Genomic DNA, 13,485 nt, shown 5'->3' on the forward strand with positions numbered 1-13,485 from the left:
CAACTAACCTAAAAAACGGAGCGTTATACGCGACGTTTTTTCGGCGGACGACAACCGTTATGAGGGATCGGAGTCACATCAGTAATATTCGTGATGCGGAAACCAGCGGCGTTCAGAGCGCGAACAGTAGATTCACGACCCGGACCCGGACCTTTAACCATAACTTCCAGATTCTTGATGCCGTATTCTTTTACGGCTTCTGCGCAACGCTCTGCTGCAACCTGAGCTGCGAACGGAGTGGATTTGCGAGAACCACGGAAACCGGAACCACCGGCTGTTGCCCAACCCAATGCGTTACCCTGACGATCAGTAATAGTAACGATGGTGTTGTTGAAAGAAGCATGGATATGAGCCACGCCGTCAGAGACTTGTTTTCTTACACGTTTACGTGCACGAACTGGTGCCTTTGCCATTATTCAATCACCCCGATTATTTCTTGATCGGTTTGCGCGGACCCTTACGGGTACGTGCGTTGGTCTTAGTACGCTGACCGCGCACTGGCAGACCACGACGATGACGCAAACCGCGATAGCAACCAAGATCCATCAGGCGCTTGATGCTCATGCTGATTTCACGGCGCAGATCACCTTCAACGACAAATTTGGCAACTTCGTCACGCAGCGTGTCGATTTGTTCTTCAGACAGCTCACTGATCTTAACATCTTCAGCGATACCCGCTGCAGCCAGAATGGCTTTAGAACGGGTCTTGCCGACGCCGTAGATCGAAGTTAATGCGATCACAGCATGTTTCTGATCAGGAATGTTAATGCCTGCTATACGGGCCACTATGCACTCCTACTATTTAATATGTACGCACCATGCTGAAAAGCCCGTTTTCAGGATACTCAAATGGAAACGTACAGACATACAAAAGATTGGCTGGCTAATCTAGCCAGCTCAACCCAACTTTGCAAGAAAAATATGCGAAATAATCAGCCTTGGCGCTGTTTATGCTTCGGCTCGGCACTGCAAATCACACGGATGACACCATCACGCTTAACGATTTTGCAGTTACGGCATAATTTCTTGACGGAAGCACGAACTTTCATTTTTACTCTCCGTAACTTCTCAGGCGACCATTTAGCGGCCGTAGCCTTTCAGGTTCGCCTTCTTCAATGCAGACTCATACTGACTGGACATCATCAGAGTTTGCACTTGAGCCATAAAGTCCATAATCACGACAACAACGATAAGCAGTGAGGTCCCACCGAAGTAGAACGGTACTTTCATTGCATCACGCATGAACTCCGGGATCAGGCAGATAAAAGTAATATAAAGCGCACCAACCAAAGTCAGGCGAGTCATTACTTTATCGATATACTTCGCCGTTTGCTCTCCCGGACGAATTCCTGGTACAAATGCACCGGACTTCTTCAGGTTATCTGCTGTTTCACGCGGGTTGAAGACCAACGCCGTGTAGAAGAAACAGAAGAAGATGATCGCAGACGCATAGAGTAACACATAAAGTGGTTGCCCAGGCTGCAAATACAGCGAAATTGTTGTCAGCCAGTTCCAACCAGTACCGCCCCCGAACCATGACGCGATGGTCGCCGGGAACAGAATAATACTGGAAGCGAAGATAGCCGGGATAACCCCCGCCATGTTCACTTTCAGCGGTAAATGTGTGCTCTGTGCAGCATAGACACGACGACCTTGCTGACGTTTAGCGTAGTTCACCACAATGCGGCGTTGACCACGTTCAACGAAGACAACAAAGAACGTCACTGCAAATACTAATACTGCAACCAACAGCAACAGGAGGAAGTGCAGGTCGCCTTGACGCGCTTGCTCGATAGTATGGGCGATGGCTGGCGGGAGGCCCGCAACAATACCGGCGAAGATAATGATAGAGATACCGTTACCGATACCACGCTCAGTAATCTGTTCGCCGAGCCACATCAGGAACATAGTCCCTGTGACCAGACTTACAACAGCGGTGAAGTAGAATGCAAAGCCCGGGTTTAACACCAGGCCCTGCATACCAGGCATATTCGGCAGACCGGTAGCAATACCGATCGCCTGGAATATTGCCAGCACCAGAGTACCGTAACGGGTGTACTGACTAATCTTACGACGTCCAGACTCCCCTTCTTTCTTCAACTCTGCCAGGGCCGGATGAACGACCGTCAGCAGCTGGATAATAATAGATGCCGAAATGTACGGCATAATACCCAATGCAAAGATAGAAGCACGGCTGAGAGCACCACCAGAGAACATGTTGAACATTTCAATGATGGTGCCTCGCTGTTGCTCAAGCAGTTTGGCAAGTACAGCGGCATCGATACCAGGGATCGGAATAAAAGAGCCAATACGGAACACAATCAGCGCGCCGATAACAAACAGCAGTCTGCGTTTCAGCTCGCCAAATCCACCTTTGGCACTTTGAAAATCTAATCCCGGTTGCTTAGCCATCTGCTACTTATTCCTCAATTTTACCGCCAGCAGCTTCGATAGCAGCACGAGCACCTTTAGTAACACGCAGGCCACGAACAGTTACCGGAGTAGAAACTTCACCAGCCAGGATCACTTTCGCGAACTCGATCTGGATACCGATAATGTTTGCTGCTTTCAGCGTGTTCAGGTCTACAACGCCGCCTTCAACTTTCGCCAGGTCAGACAGACGGATTTCCGCTGTGATCGCTGCTTTGCGAGAGGTGAAGCCGAACTTCGGCAGACGACGGTACAGTGGCATCTGGCCACCCTCGAAACCGCGACGTACGCCACCGCCAGAACGAGAGTTCTGACCTTTGTGACCACGACCACCGGTTTTGCCGAGGCCAGAACCGATACCACGACCCAGGCGTTTACCCGCCTTTTTAGAGCCTTCGGCCGGAGACAGAGTATTTAAACGCATCTCTTACTCCTCAACTTTAACCATGAAGTAAACCGCGTTGACCATACCACGAACAGCAGGAGTATCCTCGCGCTCAACGGTATGACCAATACGACGCAGACCCAGGCCAAGCAGCGTTGCCTTGTGTTTCGGCAGACGACCGATTGCACTGCGGGTTTGAGTGATTTTAATAGTCTTTGCCATGGTCAATTACCCCAGAATTTCTTCAACGGATTTACCACGCTTGGCAGCGACCATTTCTGGAGAATTCATATTTTCCAGGCCATCAATAGTTGCACGAACCACGTTGATCGGGTTAGTGGAACCATATGCTTTGGCCAGAACGTTATGAACCCCAGCAACTTCCAGAACGGCGCGCATTGCACCACCGGCGATGATACCGGTACCTTCTGAAGCTGGCTGCATGAATACACGAGAACCCGTGTGAACACCTTTAACTGGGTGCTGCAGGGTGCCGTTGTTCAGCGCGACGTTAATCATATTGCGACGGGCTTTTTCCATCGCTTTCTGGATCGCTGCTGGAACTTCACGCGCTTTACCGTAACCAAAACCAACGCGACCGTTACCATCGCCTACTACAGTCAGAGCTGTGAAGGAGAAAATACGACCACCTTTAACGGTTTTAGATACGCGGTTTACCGCGATCAGCTTTTCCTGCAGTTCGCCAGCCTGTTTTTCGATGTGAGCCATCTTACACCTCTACCTTAGAACTGAAGGCCAGCTTCACGGGCAGCATCTGCCAGTGCCTGGACACGACCATGATATTGGAACCCGGAACGGTCAAAGGAAACATTGCTGATGCCTTTTTCCAGAGCGCGTTCAGCAACAGCTTTACCTACAGCTGCAGCGGCGTCTTTGTTACCGGTGTACTTCAATTGTTCTGAGATAGCTTTTTCTACAGTAGAAGCAGCTACCAGAACTTCAGAACCGTTCGGTGCAATTACCTGTGCGTAAATATGACGCGGGGTACGATGTACCACCAGGCGAGTTGCACCCAGCTCTTTGAGCTTGCGGCGTGCGCGGGTCGCACGACGGATACGAGCAGATTTCTTATCCATAGTGTTACCTTACTTCTTCTTAGCCTCTTTGGTACGCACGACTTCGTCGGCGTAACGAACACCCTTGCCTTTGTAAGGCTCAGGACGACGGTAGGCGCGCAGATCTGCTGCAACCTGACCGATCAGCTGTTTATCAGCGCCTTTCAGCACGATTTCAGTTTGAGTCGGACATTCTGCAGTGATACCGGCCGGCAGCGGATGCTCAACAGGGTGTGAGAAGCCCAGAGACAGGCCTACTGCATTCCCTTTGATAGCTGCACGATAACCTACACCAACCAGCTGAAGCTTTTTAGTGAAGCCTTCGGTAACACCAACAACCATTGAGTTCAGCAGGGCACGCGCGGTACCAGCCTGAGCCCATCCATCCACGAAACCATCACGTGGACCGAAGGTCAGAGCGTTATCTGCATGTTTAACTTCAACAGCTTTGTTGAGGGTACGAGTCAGCTCGCCGTTTTTACCTTTGATCGTAATAACCTGACCGTCGATTTTTACATCAACGCCGGCAGGAATAACGACCGGTGCTTTAGCAACACGAGACATTCTTTCCTCCGATTAGGCTACGTAGCAGATAATTTCGCCACCAAGACCAGCCTGGCGCGCTGCACGATCAGTCATAACACCTTTAGAGGTAGAAACAACTGCGATACCAAGACCAGCCATAACTTTCGGCAGCTCATCTTTTTTCTTATAGATGCGCAGACCTGGGCGGCTGACACGCTGAATGCTTTCTACAACAGCTTTACCCTGGAAATACTTGAGAGTAAGTTCCAGTTCCGGCTTGGTGTCGCCTTCAACTTTAAAATCTTCGATAAAACCTTCTTCCTTCAGCACGTTGGCAATTGCCACTTTCAGCTTGGCGGAAGGCATGGTGACCGCAACTTTGTTCGCGGCCTGACCGTTACGGATACGGGTCAGCATATCCGCGATCGGATCTTGCATGCTCATCTGTCTTTACTCCCGTGATTCAATTGGTAATTACCAGCTAGCCTTTTTCAAGCCTGGCACTTCACCGCGCATAGCGGCTTCACGCAGTTTGATACGGCTCAACCCAAACTTGCCCACATAACCATGTGGACGACCTGTTTGACGACAGCGGTTACGCTGACGAGACGGGCTGGAATCACGCGGCAGAGACTGCAGCTTGAGAACCGCATTCCAACGATCTTCGTCGGAAGCGTTCACATCAGAAATGATCGCTTTCAGTTCAGCGCGTTTAGCGAAGAATTTATCAGCTAAAGCTACGCGCTTTACTTCGCGTGCTTTCATTGATTGCTTAGCCATTCAGTAACCCTACCTTACTTGCGGAACGGGAAGTCAAAGGCAGCCAGCAGAGCACGGCCTTCTTCGTCAGATTTCGCAGTAGTGGTAATGGTAATATCCAAACCACGCACGCGGTCGACTTTATCGTAGTCGATTTCTGGGAAGATGATCTGCTCACGGACACCCATGCTGTAGTTACCACGACCGTCGAAAGACTTAGCGGACAAGCCACGGAAGTCACGGATACGTGGAACAGCAATAGTGATCAGGCGCTCAAAGAACTCCCACATGCGTTCGCCACGCAGAGTTACTTTACAGCCGATCGGATAGCCCTGACGGATTTTGAAGCCTGCAACAGATTTGCGTGCTTTGGTGATCAGCGGTTTTTGACCGGAGATTGCTGTCAGGTCAGCTGCTGCGTTATCCAGCAGTTTCTTGTCAGCGATCGCTTCACCAACACCCATGTTCAGGGTGATCTTCTCGACCCGAGGGACTTGCATGACAGAATTGTAGTTAAACTCAGTCATGAGTTTGTTAACTACTTCGTCTTTGTAGTAATCATGCAGTTTCGCCATCGTACTACTCCAAATTACTTGATAGTTTCGCTGTTAGACTTGAAGAAACGGACTTTTTTGCCGTCTTCGAATCTAAAGCCTACACGGTCAGCCTTGCCGGTAGCCGCATTGAAGATTGCAACGTTAGAAACCTGAATAGCAGCTTCTTTTTCAACGATGCCACCTGGTTGGTTCAGGGCCGGAACCGGCTTCTGATGTTTCTTAACCAGGTTGATACCTTCAACGACAAGTTTGCCGGAAGACAGAACATTTTTTACTTTACCGCGTTTACCTTTATCTTTACCGGTTAACACGATAACTTCGTCATCACGACGGATTTTCGCTGCCATGATTCGCTCCTTAGAGTACTTCTGGTGCCAGAGAGATAATTTTCATGAACTTCTCAGTACGAAGTTCACGAGTTACCGGCCCAAAGATACGCGTGCCGATAGGCTGCTCGCTGTTATTGTTTAAAATAACGCATGCATTACCATCGAAGCGAATGACAGAACCGTCAGGGCGACGAACACCCTTCTTGGTGCGCACCACTACCGCCTTCAGCACATCACCTTTTTTGACCTTACCACGTGGAATTGCTTCCTTGATGGTGATCTTGATGATGTCGCCTACGCCTGCGTAGCGACGGTGCGAGCCACCCAGAACCTTGATACACATTACGCGACGTGCACCGGAGTTGTCGGCGACGTTCAGCATAGTCTGTTCTTGGATCATTTTAGTGCTCCGCTAATGTCAACTACTACCTGAGACTCTAAAATCAGAGCCGTTAAAAAGCCCCATATCGAGGGCGCGGCATTATAACACCGCTTCTGCAATATGGGTAGAAAAAATAAACGGCTCATCGCTGAGCCGTTTATTCGTATTGAGAAGGCGTACTGTATTACAGAACCGCTTTCTCTACAACGCGAACCAGCGTCCAGGACTTAGTCTTGGACAGTGGACGGCATTCACGGATTTCAACCTTGTCGCCGATACCACATTCGTTGTTCTCGTCATGTACGTGCAGTTTGGTCGTACGCTTGATGAATTTACCGTAGATCGGGTGTTTCACAATACGTTCGATAGCTACAACAATGGATTTCTCCATTTTGTCGCTAACAACACGACCTTGCAGAGTACGGATTTTATCGGTCATTACGCACCCGCCTTCTGAGTCAGTAAAGTCTTAACGCGTGCAACATTGCGACGCACTTGCTTCAGCAGGTGAGTCTGTTGCAGCTGGCCACTTGCAGCCTGCATACGCAGGTTGAACTGCTCACGCAGCAGGTTCAGCAGCTCAGCGTTCAGCTCTTCAACGCTTTTTTCACGCAGCTCTTTTGCTTTCATTACATCACCGTCTTAGTTACAAAGGTGGTTTTGATAGGCAGTTTCGCTGCTGCCAGGCCGAAGGCTTCACGGGCCAGCTCTTCCGGAACACCGTCCATTTCATAAAGGACTTTGCCCGGTTGGATCAAGGCAACCCAGTACTCCACGTTACCTTTACCTTTACCCATACGAACTTCCAGTGGCTTCTCGGTGATCGGTTTGTCCGGGAATACACGGATCCAGATCTTACCTTGACGCTTAACTGCACGGGTCATTGCACGACGTGCTGCTTCGATCTGACGTGCAGTCAGACGACCACGGCCAACAGCTTTCAGACCGAAAGTGCCGAAGCTAACATCCGTACCCTGCGCCAGACCACGGTTGCGGCCTTTGTGCACTTTACGGAATTTTGTACGCTTTGGTTGTAACATCAGCGACGCTCCTTATTTACGGCCTTTACGCTGCTGCTTTTTAGGTTGAGCAGCCGGTTTTTCCGGTTGTTCAACAGCAGCCATACCACCCAGGATCTCACCTTTGAAGATCCATACCTTAACGCCGATTACACCGTAAGTGGTGTGCGCTTCAGAGGTGTTGTAGTCGATGTCAGCACGCAGAGTGTGCAGCGGTACGCGACCTTCGCGGTACCATTCGGTACGTGCGATTTCCGCGCCGCCCAGACGGCCGCTAACTTCAACTTTGATACCTTTAGCGCCCAGACGCATTGCGTTCTGTACAGCACGCTTCATAGCACGACGGAACATAACACGACGTTCCAGCTGTGAAGTGATGCTGTCAGCAACCAATTTAGCGTCCAGTTCAGGCTTACGAACTTCAGCGATATTGATCTGTGCAGGAACGCCAGCGATATCCGCTACGACCTTGCGCAGTTTTTCTACGTCTTCGCCTTTCTTACCGATAACGATGCCAGGACGAGCAGTGTGAATAGTCACACGGATGCTCTTCGCTGGACGCTCGATAACGATACGAGATACAGACGCTTTAGCCAGTTCCTTAGTCAGGTACTGACGTACTTTAAAATCGCTGTCCAGGTTGTCAGCGAATTCTTTGGTGTTCGCAAACCAGGTAGAGTTCCATGGTTTTACAATACCCAGGCGAATACCATTAGGATGTACTTTCTGACCCATTGCTAGTCTCCAGAGTCTCAGCGATCGGACACAACCACAGTAATGTGGCTGGTGCGCTTCAGGATGCGATCTGCACGACCTTTCGCACGCGGCATAATGCGCTTCATGCTTGGGCCTTCATCTACGAAAATTTTCGCGACTTTCAGATCGTCGATGTCAGCGCCATCGTTGTGTTCAGCGTTAGCAATGGCAGATTCCAGTACTTTCTTGACCAATACCGCAGCTTTCTTGTTGGTATAGGTCAGGATGTCCAGGGCCTGCGACACTTTCTTACCGCGAATCAGGTCAGCAACAAGGCGAACCTTCTGAGCAGAAGAACGAGCATGGCGATGTTGAGCTAAAGTTTCCATCTCTTCCTCCTACCTTATTTCTTCTTCGCTTTTTTATCAGCAGCGTGGCCGCGATAAGTACGAGTCGGTGCGAATTCACCCAGTTTGTGACCAACCATTTCGTCGGTAACAAAGACTGGAACGTGCTGACGACCATTATGGACAGCGATGGTCAAACCGATCATGTTAGGAAAGATCGTTGAACGACGGGACCAAGTGCGCAGGGGCTTCTTGTCTCCGCTTTCCACCGCTTTCTCTACCTTCTTCAGCAAGTGCAGGTCAATAAAAGGACCTTTCTTGAGAGAACGTGGCATGGCTTATCCTCTAAAATTATTTGCTACGGCGACGTACGATAAATTTATCAGTACGCTTGTTGCTGCGGGTCTTCTTACCTTTGGTCTGAACGCCCCACGGAGTTACCGGGTGCTTACCAAAGTTACGACCTTCACCACCACCATGTGGGTGGTCGACTGGGTTCATCGCAGTACCGCGAACGGTAGGACGAACACCACGCCAGCGTGCAGCACCTGCTTTACCCAGAACGCGCAGCATATGCTCAGCATTGCCAACTTCGCCCAGAGTAGCGCGGCAGTCTGCTTCGACTTTACGCATTTCACCAGAACGCAGACGCAGGGTGACATAAGCACCATCACGAGCAACGATCTGAACGTAAGTACCAGCGGAACGTGCCAGCTGACCGCCTTTACCTGGTTTCATCTCTACGTTATGAACGGTAGAACCAACCGGGATATTGCGCATCGGCAGGGTGTTGCCTGCTTTGATTGCAGCATCAACGCCAGACTGAATCTGGTCGCCAGCTTTCAGGCCTTTAGGGGCCAGGATGTAACGGCGTTCGCCGTCTTTGTACAGAACCAGCGCGATGTTCGCGGAACGGTTCGGATCGTACTCAAGACGTTCAACAACTGCTGGGATACCGTCTTTGTTGCGTTTGAAGTCAACAATACGATAAGCCTGCTTGTGGCCACCACCGATGTGACGAGTGGTGATACGGCCATTGTTGTTACGACCACCGGATTTGCTGTTTTTTTCCAGCAACGGAGCAAAAGGTTTGCCCTTGTGCAGCTCAGGGTTAACCACTTTAACTACGTGGCGACGACCCGGAGATGTCGGTTTACATTTAACAACTGCCATTGTATTACTCCTCCGACTTACTCAGCGCCGCCAACGAAGTCCAGATTCTGGCCTTCTTTCAGGGTGACGTAAGCTTTTTTCCAGTCGCTACGACGACCGATACGCTGTCCGTGACGTTTAACTTTCCCTTTAACTACCAGGGTGTTAACGACTTCGACTTCGACTTCAAACAGTTTCTGCACAGCAGCTTTGATCTCTGCTTTGGTCGCGTCTTTAGCAACTTTGAGAACGATGGTGTTTGTTTTTTCCATCGCAGTAGACGCTTTTTCAGAAACGTGCGGTGCGCGAAGCACCTTCAGCAGACGTTCTTCACGAATCATGCCAGCATCTCCTCAACTTGCTTAACAGCATCAGCAGTCATTACGACTTTGTCGAAGGCGATCAGGCTAACCGGGTCGATACCAGTCGCATCGCGTACGTCAACCTTGTGCAGGTTACGTGCGGCCAGGAACAGGTTCTCGTCCAGCTCACCGGTGATGATCAGCACATCTTCCAGAGCCATGTCTTTCAGTTTCTGTGCCAGCAGCTTAGTTTTAGGCGCTTCAACAGAGAACTTCTCGACAACGATCAGACGATCCTGACGTACCAGTTCGGACAGGATGCTTTTCAGCGCGCCGCGGTACATCTTTTTGTTAACTTTTTGACTGTGGTCCTGTGGACGCGCAGCGAAGGTCACGCCACCTGAACGCCAGATCGGGCTCTTGATAGAACCTGAACGCGCACGGCCGGTACCTTTCTGGCGCCATGGCTTTTTGCCAGAACCAGTTACTTCAGCACGAGTCTTCTGAGCACGAGTACCCTGACGAGCACCAGCTGCATAAGCAACAACAACCTGGTGAACCAGCGCTTCGTTGAAATCACGACCGAAGGTAGTTTCGGAAACAGTCAGCGCGCTCTGCGCGTCTTTCAATACTAATTCCATTGCTATCCCCTTACGCCTTCACAGCTGGTTTAACGATCAGGTCGCTACCGGTTGCACCCGGAACTGCACCTTTAACCAGCAGCAGGTTGCGCTCAGCGTCAACACGTACTACGTCCAGGCTCTGAACGGTCACACGTTCGTTACCCAGCTGACCTGCCATTTTCTTGCCTTTGAACACTTTGCCCGGAGTCTGGTTCTGACCGATAGAACCCGGAACGCGGTGAGACAAGGAGTTACCGTGGGTAGCGTCCTGGGTACGGAAGTTCCAGCGCTTAACGGTACCAGCAAAACCTTTACCTTTAGAGGTACCGGTTACGTCAACTTTTTTAACGTCAGCAAACAGCTCAACGCTAATGTCCTGACCTACGGTGAACTCTTCGCCTTCAGCAAGACGGAATTCCCACAGACCACGGCCAGCTTCTACGCCAGCTTTAGCGAAGTGACCCGCTTCTGGTTTGGTTACACGGTTAGCTTTTTTAGCACCAGTGGTCACCTGAACAGCGCGGTAGCCATCGTTAGCCAGATCTTTAACCTGGGTAACGCGGTTTGCTTCAACTTCGATTACGGTTACTGGGATTGAAACGCCATCTTCAGTGAAGATGCGGGTCATGCCCACTTTTTTACCGACTAAACCAATCATTGTATCAACCTCTCAATCGCTCGATGACCTGATTAACCCAGGCTGATCTGCACGTCTACACCGGCAGCCAGATCCAGACGCATCAGAGCATCAACGGTTTTCTCAGTTGGCTCAACGATGTCAACCAGACGCTTGTGAGTGCGGATTTCGTACTGATCACGCGCGTCTTTGTTGACGTGCGGAGAGATCAGAACGGTGAAGCGCTCTTTGCGGGTCGGCAGCGGGATCGGACCACGGACTTGCGCACCAGTGCGCTTAGCAGTCTCGACGATTTCCGCGGTTGATTGATCGATCAGACGATGATCAAACGCTTTAAGGCGGATACGGATTCTTTGGTTCTGCATGAGACCAGAGCTCCAATTATTTTATAAACGAAAATGATTACTCCTCAAACCCATTACGATTGATGGGAGAGTGTAACCGTTCTTACGTAGCTCCCCAATTGGGAGCATTGTTGAGTAACAAAGTGAGCTACTCTGGTTCAGATTGAACCCGCCGTCAATTACGACAAGCCCGCGCATTATACGTAAATCTGGGCAAGACGCAAGTGCCGTTTAGAAATTAAGCGCCTGAGGCGCAGTATGCGTAAGGGCGCGCAACTTTTTACGCAATGTATCCCTTCTCAATGCTTTGTCTGGAGCCCCTACGCAATTGTCGTTTTTGTCGATTGCCGGCCAGGCCGATTATGACGAGTATGCGCTCAAACCCTTTTGAGGCCATTTCCATGCTAACCACCCTCCCCTTTTTGCTGGTCTATTTTTCGCTGACGGCCTTTCTTGTCCGTGCAGATATTCGCTACGGACTGCTTCCCGATAAATTTCTCTGCCCGCTGCTATGGACGGGCCTGCTCTTTCAGCTCTGTATCCAACCTGATTTTCTGCCGAGTGCGGTGGTGGGTGCGATGGCCGGATATATCGGTTTTGCCGTTATCTACTGGGGATATCGGTTTATCTGCCGGCGTGAAGGGATGGGATATGGCGATGTAAAATACCTGGCGGCGCTTGGCGCCTGGCATGGCTGGTGCGTGCTGCCTGCGCTGGCGCTACTCGCTGCGCTTATGGCGCTACTTAGCATTCTTGTGTTTTCGTTACTCACCCCTGATAAGGAGGCATTAAAAAACCCACTGCCTTTTGGGCCATTTCTGGCAGCAGCGGGTTTATGCGTAGGCTGGAAGACGGTGGTTACTCTTCCACTTTAATCTGCGACTGAAGGTAGTTCTGCAGGCCGATTTTAGCAATCAGATCCAGCTCCGTTTCCAGCCAGTCAATGTGGCCTTCTTCATCGGCCAGGATCTGGATCATCATATCGCGACTGACGTAGTCATGTACGCTGTCTGCGTAGGCAATGGCTTCACGGAGATCTTTGGCGCCTTCAAGCTCCAGCCTGAGGTCGGAACGCAGCATCTCTTCGACATCTTCTCCGATGCCCAGCTTTCCAAGATCCTGCAGGTTTGGAATGCCTTCAAGGAATAAAATACGCTCGATATATTTATCAGCGTGCTTCATTTCATCGATCGATTCATGGTATTCAACGTCGTTCAGACGTTTAAGCCCCCAGTTTTTGAACATTCTCGCGTGAAGAAAGTACTGGTTAATTGCGACAAGCTCATTTCCCAATAATTTATTGAGATAACTTATGATTTTAACATCACCTTTCATTATATAGTCCCTCCGCTTCCACTCATTGAAGCGTAGATCGGGCTACAGGGATGTCAAAAAAAAGATGGGCGCTTACGCGATCTCTTTGTATTCCGGGATCTGCATCAATTCGTCCTGCATGATCTCTCGCGCAGCACGTACACATTTACCGCATTGATTTCCCACCGGAACAAATTTGCGTAGCTGCTGAAATGACTGAGGCTGAAACTGACGAACGGCCTGACGTATTTTCTTGTCGCTTACACCATTACATAAACAAACGTACATAGAGACTCCCGTTCAAATTATGCGCAAAGTGTAAGTGAGAATGGTTATGATTACAATAGCACAAACGCCACAATACGGGGCGGGAGCAGGCAAAAAATGCGTAATTCTGTGACAGTACCTGAGCGGCAGAAAACAAAAAAGGACGCCGAAGCGTCCTTTTTTTATTCAGGGATAATTAATTAGCCCAGAACTTTAGCAACAACGCCCGCGCCAACGGTACGGCCGCCTTCACGGATTGCGAAACGCAGACCGTCGTCCATCGCGATTGGGTGGATCAGAGTCACAACCATCTTGATGTTGTCGCCTGGCATTACCATCTC

28 protein-coding genes and 1 pseudogene are annotated in these 13,485 nt (G+C 50.2%); 1 reads left to right on the top strand and 28 read right to left on the bottom strand.

The window, feature by feature from the left end; all coding sequences use genetic code 11:
• Positions 1-23: 23 nt before the first annotated feature.
• The 25 genes from rpsK to rpsJ form a co-directional block, all read right to left on the bottom strand.
• Positions 24-413, bottom strand: a complete 390-nt coding sequence (rpsK, locus tag DFO52_RS22500; RefSeq protein ID WP_003863312.1) for a 30S ribosomal protein S11 — start codon at positions 411-413, stop codon at positions 24-26.
• Positions 414-429: 16 nt separating this feature from the next.
• On the bottom strand, positions 430-786 hold the full coding sequence (gene rpsM, locus DFO52_RS22505) for a 30S ribosomal protein S13 (protein ID WP_003863308.1): 357 nt from the start codon (positions 784-786) through the stop codon (positions 430-432).
• Between the two features lie 146 nt (positions 787-932).
• The gene (rpmJ, locus tag DFO52_RS22510) at positions 933-1,049 is read right to left on the bottom strand and encodes a 50S ribosomal protein L36 (protein WP_000868187.1); all 117 of its coding nucleotides are present in this window, start codon (positions 1,047-1,049) and stop codon (positions 933-935) included.
• Positions 1,050-1,080: 31 nt separating this feature from the next.
• Positions 1,081-2,412 carry a preprotein translocase subunit SecY gene (gene secY, locus DFO52_RS22515; RefSeq protein WP_029740636.1) on the bottom strand — a complete coding sequence of 444 codons (1,332 nt, stop codon included), beginning with the start codon at positions 2,410-2,412 and terminating at the stop codon, positions 1,081-1,083.
• A gap of 7 nt (positions 2,413-2,419) precedes the next feature.
• Entirely contained in the window at positions 2,420-2,854 is a 435-nt protein-coding gene (gene rplO / locus DFO52_RS22520) for a 50S ribosomal protein L15 (protein ID WP_003863304.1), read from the bottom strand.
• 3 nt (positions 2,855-2,857) lie between these two features.
• Positions 2,858-3,037 (bottom strand): 50S ribosomal protein L30, encoded by a 180-nt coding sequence (rpmD, locus tag DFO52_RS22525; protein ID WP_003863301.1) that lies wholly within the window; start codon positions 3,035-3,037, stop codon positions 2,858-2,860.
• 6 nt (positions 3,038-3,043) lie between these two features.
• Entirely contained in the window at positions 3,044-3,544 is a 501-nt protein-coding gene (rpsE, locus tag DFO52_RS22530) for a 30S ribosomal protein S5 (RefSeq protein WP_003863299.1), read from the bottom strand.
• A 14-nt stretch (positions 3,545-3,558) separates the two neighbouring features.
• Positions 3,559-3,912 (bottom strand): 50S ribosomal protein L18, encoded by a 354-nt coding sequence (gene rplR / locus DFO52_RS22535; protein WP_003863297.1) that lies wholly within the window; start codon positions 3,910-3,912, stop codon positions 3,559-3,561.
• Positions 3,913-3,921: 9 nt separating this feature from the next.
• Positions 3,922-4,455, bottom strand: coding sequence for a 50S ribosomal protein L6 (gene rplF, locus DFO52_RS22540; RefSeq protein WP_003863296.1), 534 nt, complete (start codon positions 4,453-4,455; stop codon positions 3,922-3,924).
• Positions 4,456-4,467: 12 nt separating this feature from the next.
• Positions 4,468-4,860, bottom strand: a complete 393-nt coding sequence (gene rpsH, locus DFO52_RS22545; protein WP_006178918.1) for a 30S ribosomal protein S8 — start codon at positions 4,858-4,860, stop codon at positions 4,468-4,470.
• Positions 4,861-4,890: 30 nt separating this feature from the next.
• On the bottom strand, positions 4,891-5,196 hold the full coding sequence (gene rpsN, locus DFO52_RS22550) for a 30S ribosomal protein S14 (RefSeq protein WP_003863291.1): 306 nt from the start codon (positions 5,194-5,196) through the stop codon (positions 4,891-4,893).
• Between the two features lie 14 nt (positions 5,197-5,210).
• Positions 5,211-5,750, bottom strand: coding sequence for a 50S ribosomal protein L5 (gene rplE / locus DFO52_RS22555; RefSeq protein ID WP_001096206.1), 540 nt, complete (start codon positions 5,748-5,750; stop codon positions 5,211-5,213).
• A gap of 14 nt (positions 5,751-5,764) precedes the next feature.
• Positions 5,765-6,079, bottom strand: a complete 315-nt coding sequence (gene rplX, locus DFO52_RS22560) for a 50S ribosomal protein L24 (RefSeq protein WP_003863287.1) — start codon at positions 6,077-6,079, stop codon at positions 5,765-5,767.
• A gap of 10 nt (positions 6,080-6,089) precedes the next feature.
• Positions 6,090-6,461, bottom strand: a complete 372-nt coding sequence (rplN, locus tag DFO52_RS22565; protein ID WP_002919748.1) for a 50S ribosomal protein L14 — start codon at positions 6,459-6,461, stop codon at positions 6,090-6,092.
• Positions 6,462-6,627: 166 nt separating this feature from the next.
• Positions 6,628-6,882, bottom strand: a complete 255-nt coding sequence (gene rpsQ, locus DFO52_RS22570; protein WP_008503489.1) for a 30S ribosomal protein S17 — start codon at positions 6,880-6,882, stop codon at positions 6,628-6,630.
• Complete coding sequence (gene rpmC, locus DFO52_RS22575) at positions 6,882-7,073, bottom strand: 50S ribosomal protein L29 (protein WP_003863282.1); 192 nt, start codon at positions 7,071-7,073, stop codon at positions 6,882-6,884. The genes rpsQ and rpmC overlap by 1 nt, the downstream gene beginning before the upstream one ends.
• Positions 7,073-7,483, bottom strand: a complete 411-nt coding sequence (rplP, locus tag DFO52_RS22580; protein WP_002919759.1) for a 50S ribosomal protein L16 — start codon at positions 7,481-7,483, stop codon at positions 7,073-7,075. The genes rpmC and rplP overlap by 1 nt, the downstream gene beginning before the upstream one ends.
• A 12-nt stretch (positions 7,484-7,495) precedes the next feature.
• Complete coding sequence (rpsC, locus tag DFO52_RS22585) at positions 7,496-8,197, bottom strand: 30S ribosomal protein S3 (RefSeq protein WP_000529945.1); 702 nt, start codon at positions 8,195-8,197, stop codon at positions 7,496-7,498.
• A gap of 17 nt (positions 8,198-8,214) precedes the next feature.
• A complete protein-coding gene (rplV, locus tag DFO52_RS22590) occupies positions 8,215-8,547 on the bottom strand; it encodes a 50S ribosomal protein L22 (protein WP_002919773.1) in 333 nt (110 codons plus the stop codon).
• 14 nt (positions 8,548-8,561) lie between these two features.
• Complete coding sequence (gene rpsS, locus DFO52_RS22595; protein WP_001138117.1) at positions 8,562-8,840, bottom strand: 30S ribosomal protein S19; 279 nt, start codon at positions 8,838-8,840, stop codon at positions 8,562-8,564.
• Between the two features lie 16 nt (positions 8,841-8,856).
• On the bottom strand, positions 8,857-9,678 hold the full coding sequence (rplB, locus tag DFO52_RS22600; protein ID WP_000301859.1) for a 50S ribosomal protein L2: 822 nt from the start codon (positions 9,676-9,678) through the stop codon (positions 8,857-8,859).
• Positions 9,679-9,695: 17 nt separating this feature from the next.
• Positions 9,696-9,998 carry a 50S ribosomal protein L23 gene (gene rplW / locus DFO52_RS22605; RefSeq protein ID WP_000617546.1) on the bottom strand — a complete coding sequence of 101 codons (303 nt, stop codon included), beginning with the start codon at positions 9,996-9,998 and terminating at the stop codon, positions 9,696-9,698.
• Positions 9,995-10,600: a 50S ribosomal protein L4 gene (gene rplD / locus DFO52_RS22610; protein WP_000424395.1), complete on the bottom strand. Its 606-nt coding sequence runs from the start codon at positions 10,598-10,600 to the stop codon at positions 9,995-9,997. The genes rplW and rplD overlap by 4 nt, the downstream gene beginning before the upstream one ends.
• Before the next feature lie 10 nt (positions 10,601-10,610).
• Entirely contained in the window at positions 10,611-11,240 is a 630-nt protein-coding gene (rplC, locus tag DFO52_RS22615; RefSeq protein WP_006178923.1) for a 50S ribosomal protein L3, read from the bottom strand.
• Positions 11,241-11,272: 32 nt separating this feature from the next.
• Entirely contained in the window at positions 11,273-11,584 is a 312-nt protein-coding gene (gene rpsJ, locus DFO52_RS22620) for a 30S ribosomal protein S10 (protein WP_001181005.1), read from the bottom strand.
• Positions 11,585-11,964: 380 nt separating this feature from the next.
• Between rpsJ and DFO52_RS22625 the strand changes: the two genes are divergently transcribed.
• Positions 11,965-12,438, top strand: coding sequence for an A24 family peptidase (locus DFO52_RS22625; RefSeq protein ID WP_133551233.1), 474 nt, complete (start codon positions 11,965-11,967; stop codon positions 12,436-12,438).
• Here DFO52_RS22625 and bfr read toward each other — a convergent pair.
• The 3 genes and pseudogenes from bfr to tuf form a co-directional block, all read right to left on the bottom strand.
• Positions 12,422-12,898, bottom strand: coding sequence for a bacterioferritin (gene bfr / locus DFO52_RS22630; RefSeq protein WP_008503492.1), 477 nt, complete (start codon positions 12,896-12,898; stop codon positions 12,422-12,424). The two genes, DFO52_RS22625 and bfr, sit on opposite strands and share 17 nt — an antisense overlap.
• Positions 12,899-12,970: 72 nt before the next feature.
• Entirely contained in the window at positions 12,971-13,165 is a 195-nt protein-coding gene (gene bfd, locus DFO52_RS22635; RefSeq protein WP_008503493.1) for a bacterioferritin-associated ferredoxin, read from the bottom strand.
• 179 nt (positions 13,166-13,344) lie between these two features.
• A pseudogene (tuf, locus tag DFO52_RS22640) lies at positions 13,345-13,485 on the bottom strand (elongation factor Tu); the annotation flags it as partial.

The sequence above is a fragment of the Enterobacter sp. AG326 genome, assembly GCF_004362415.1.
In the GTDB taxonomy this organism is placed as follows: Bacteria; Pseudomonadota; Gammaproteobacteria; order Enterobacterales; family Enterobacteriaceae; genus Enterobacter; species Enterobacter asburiae.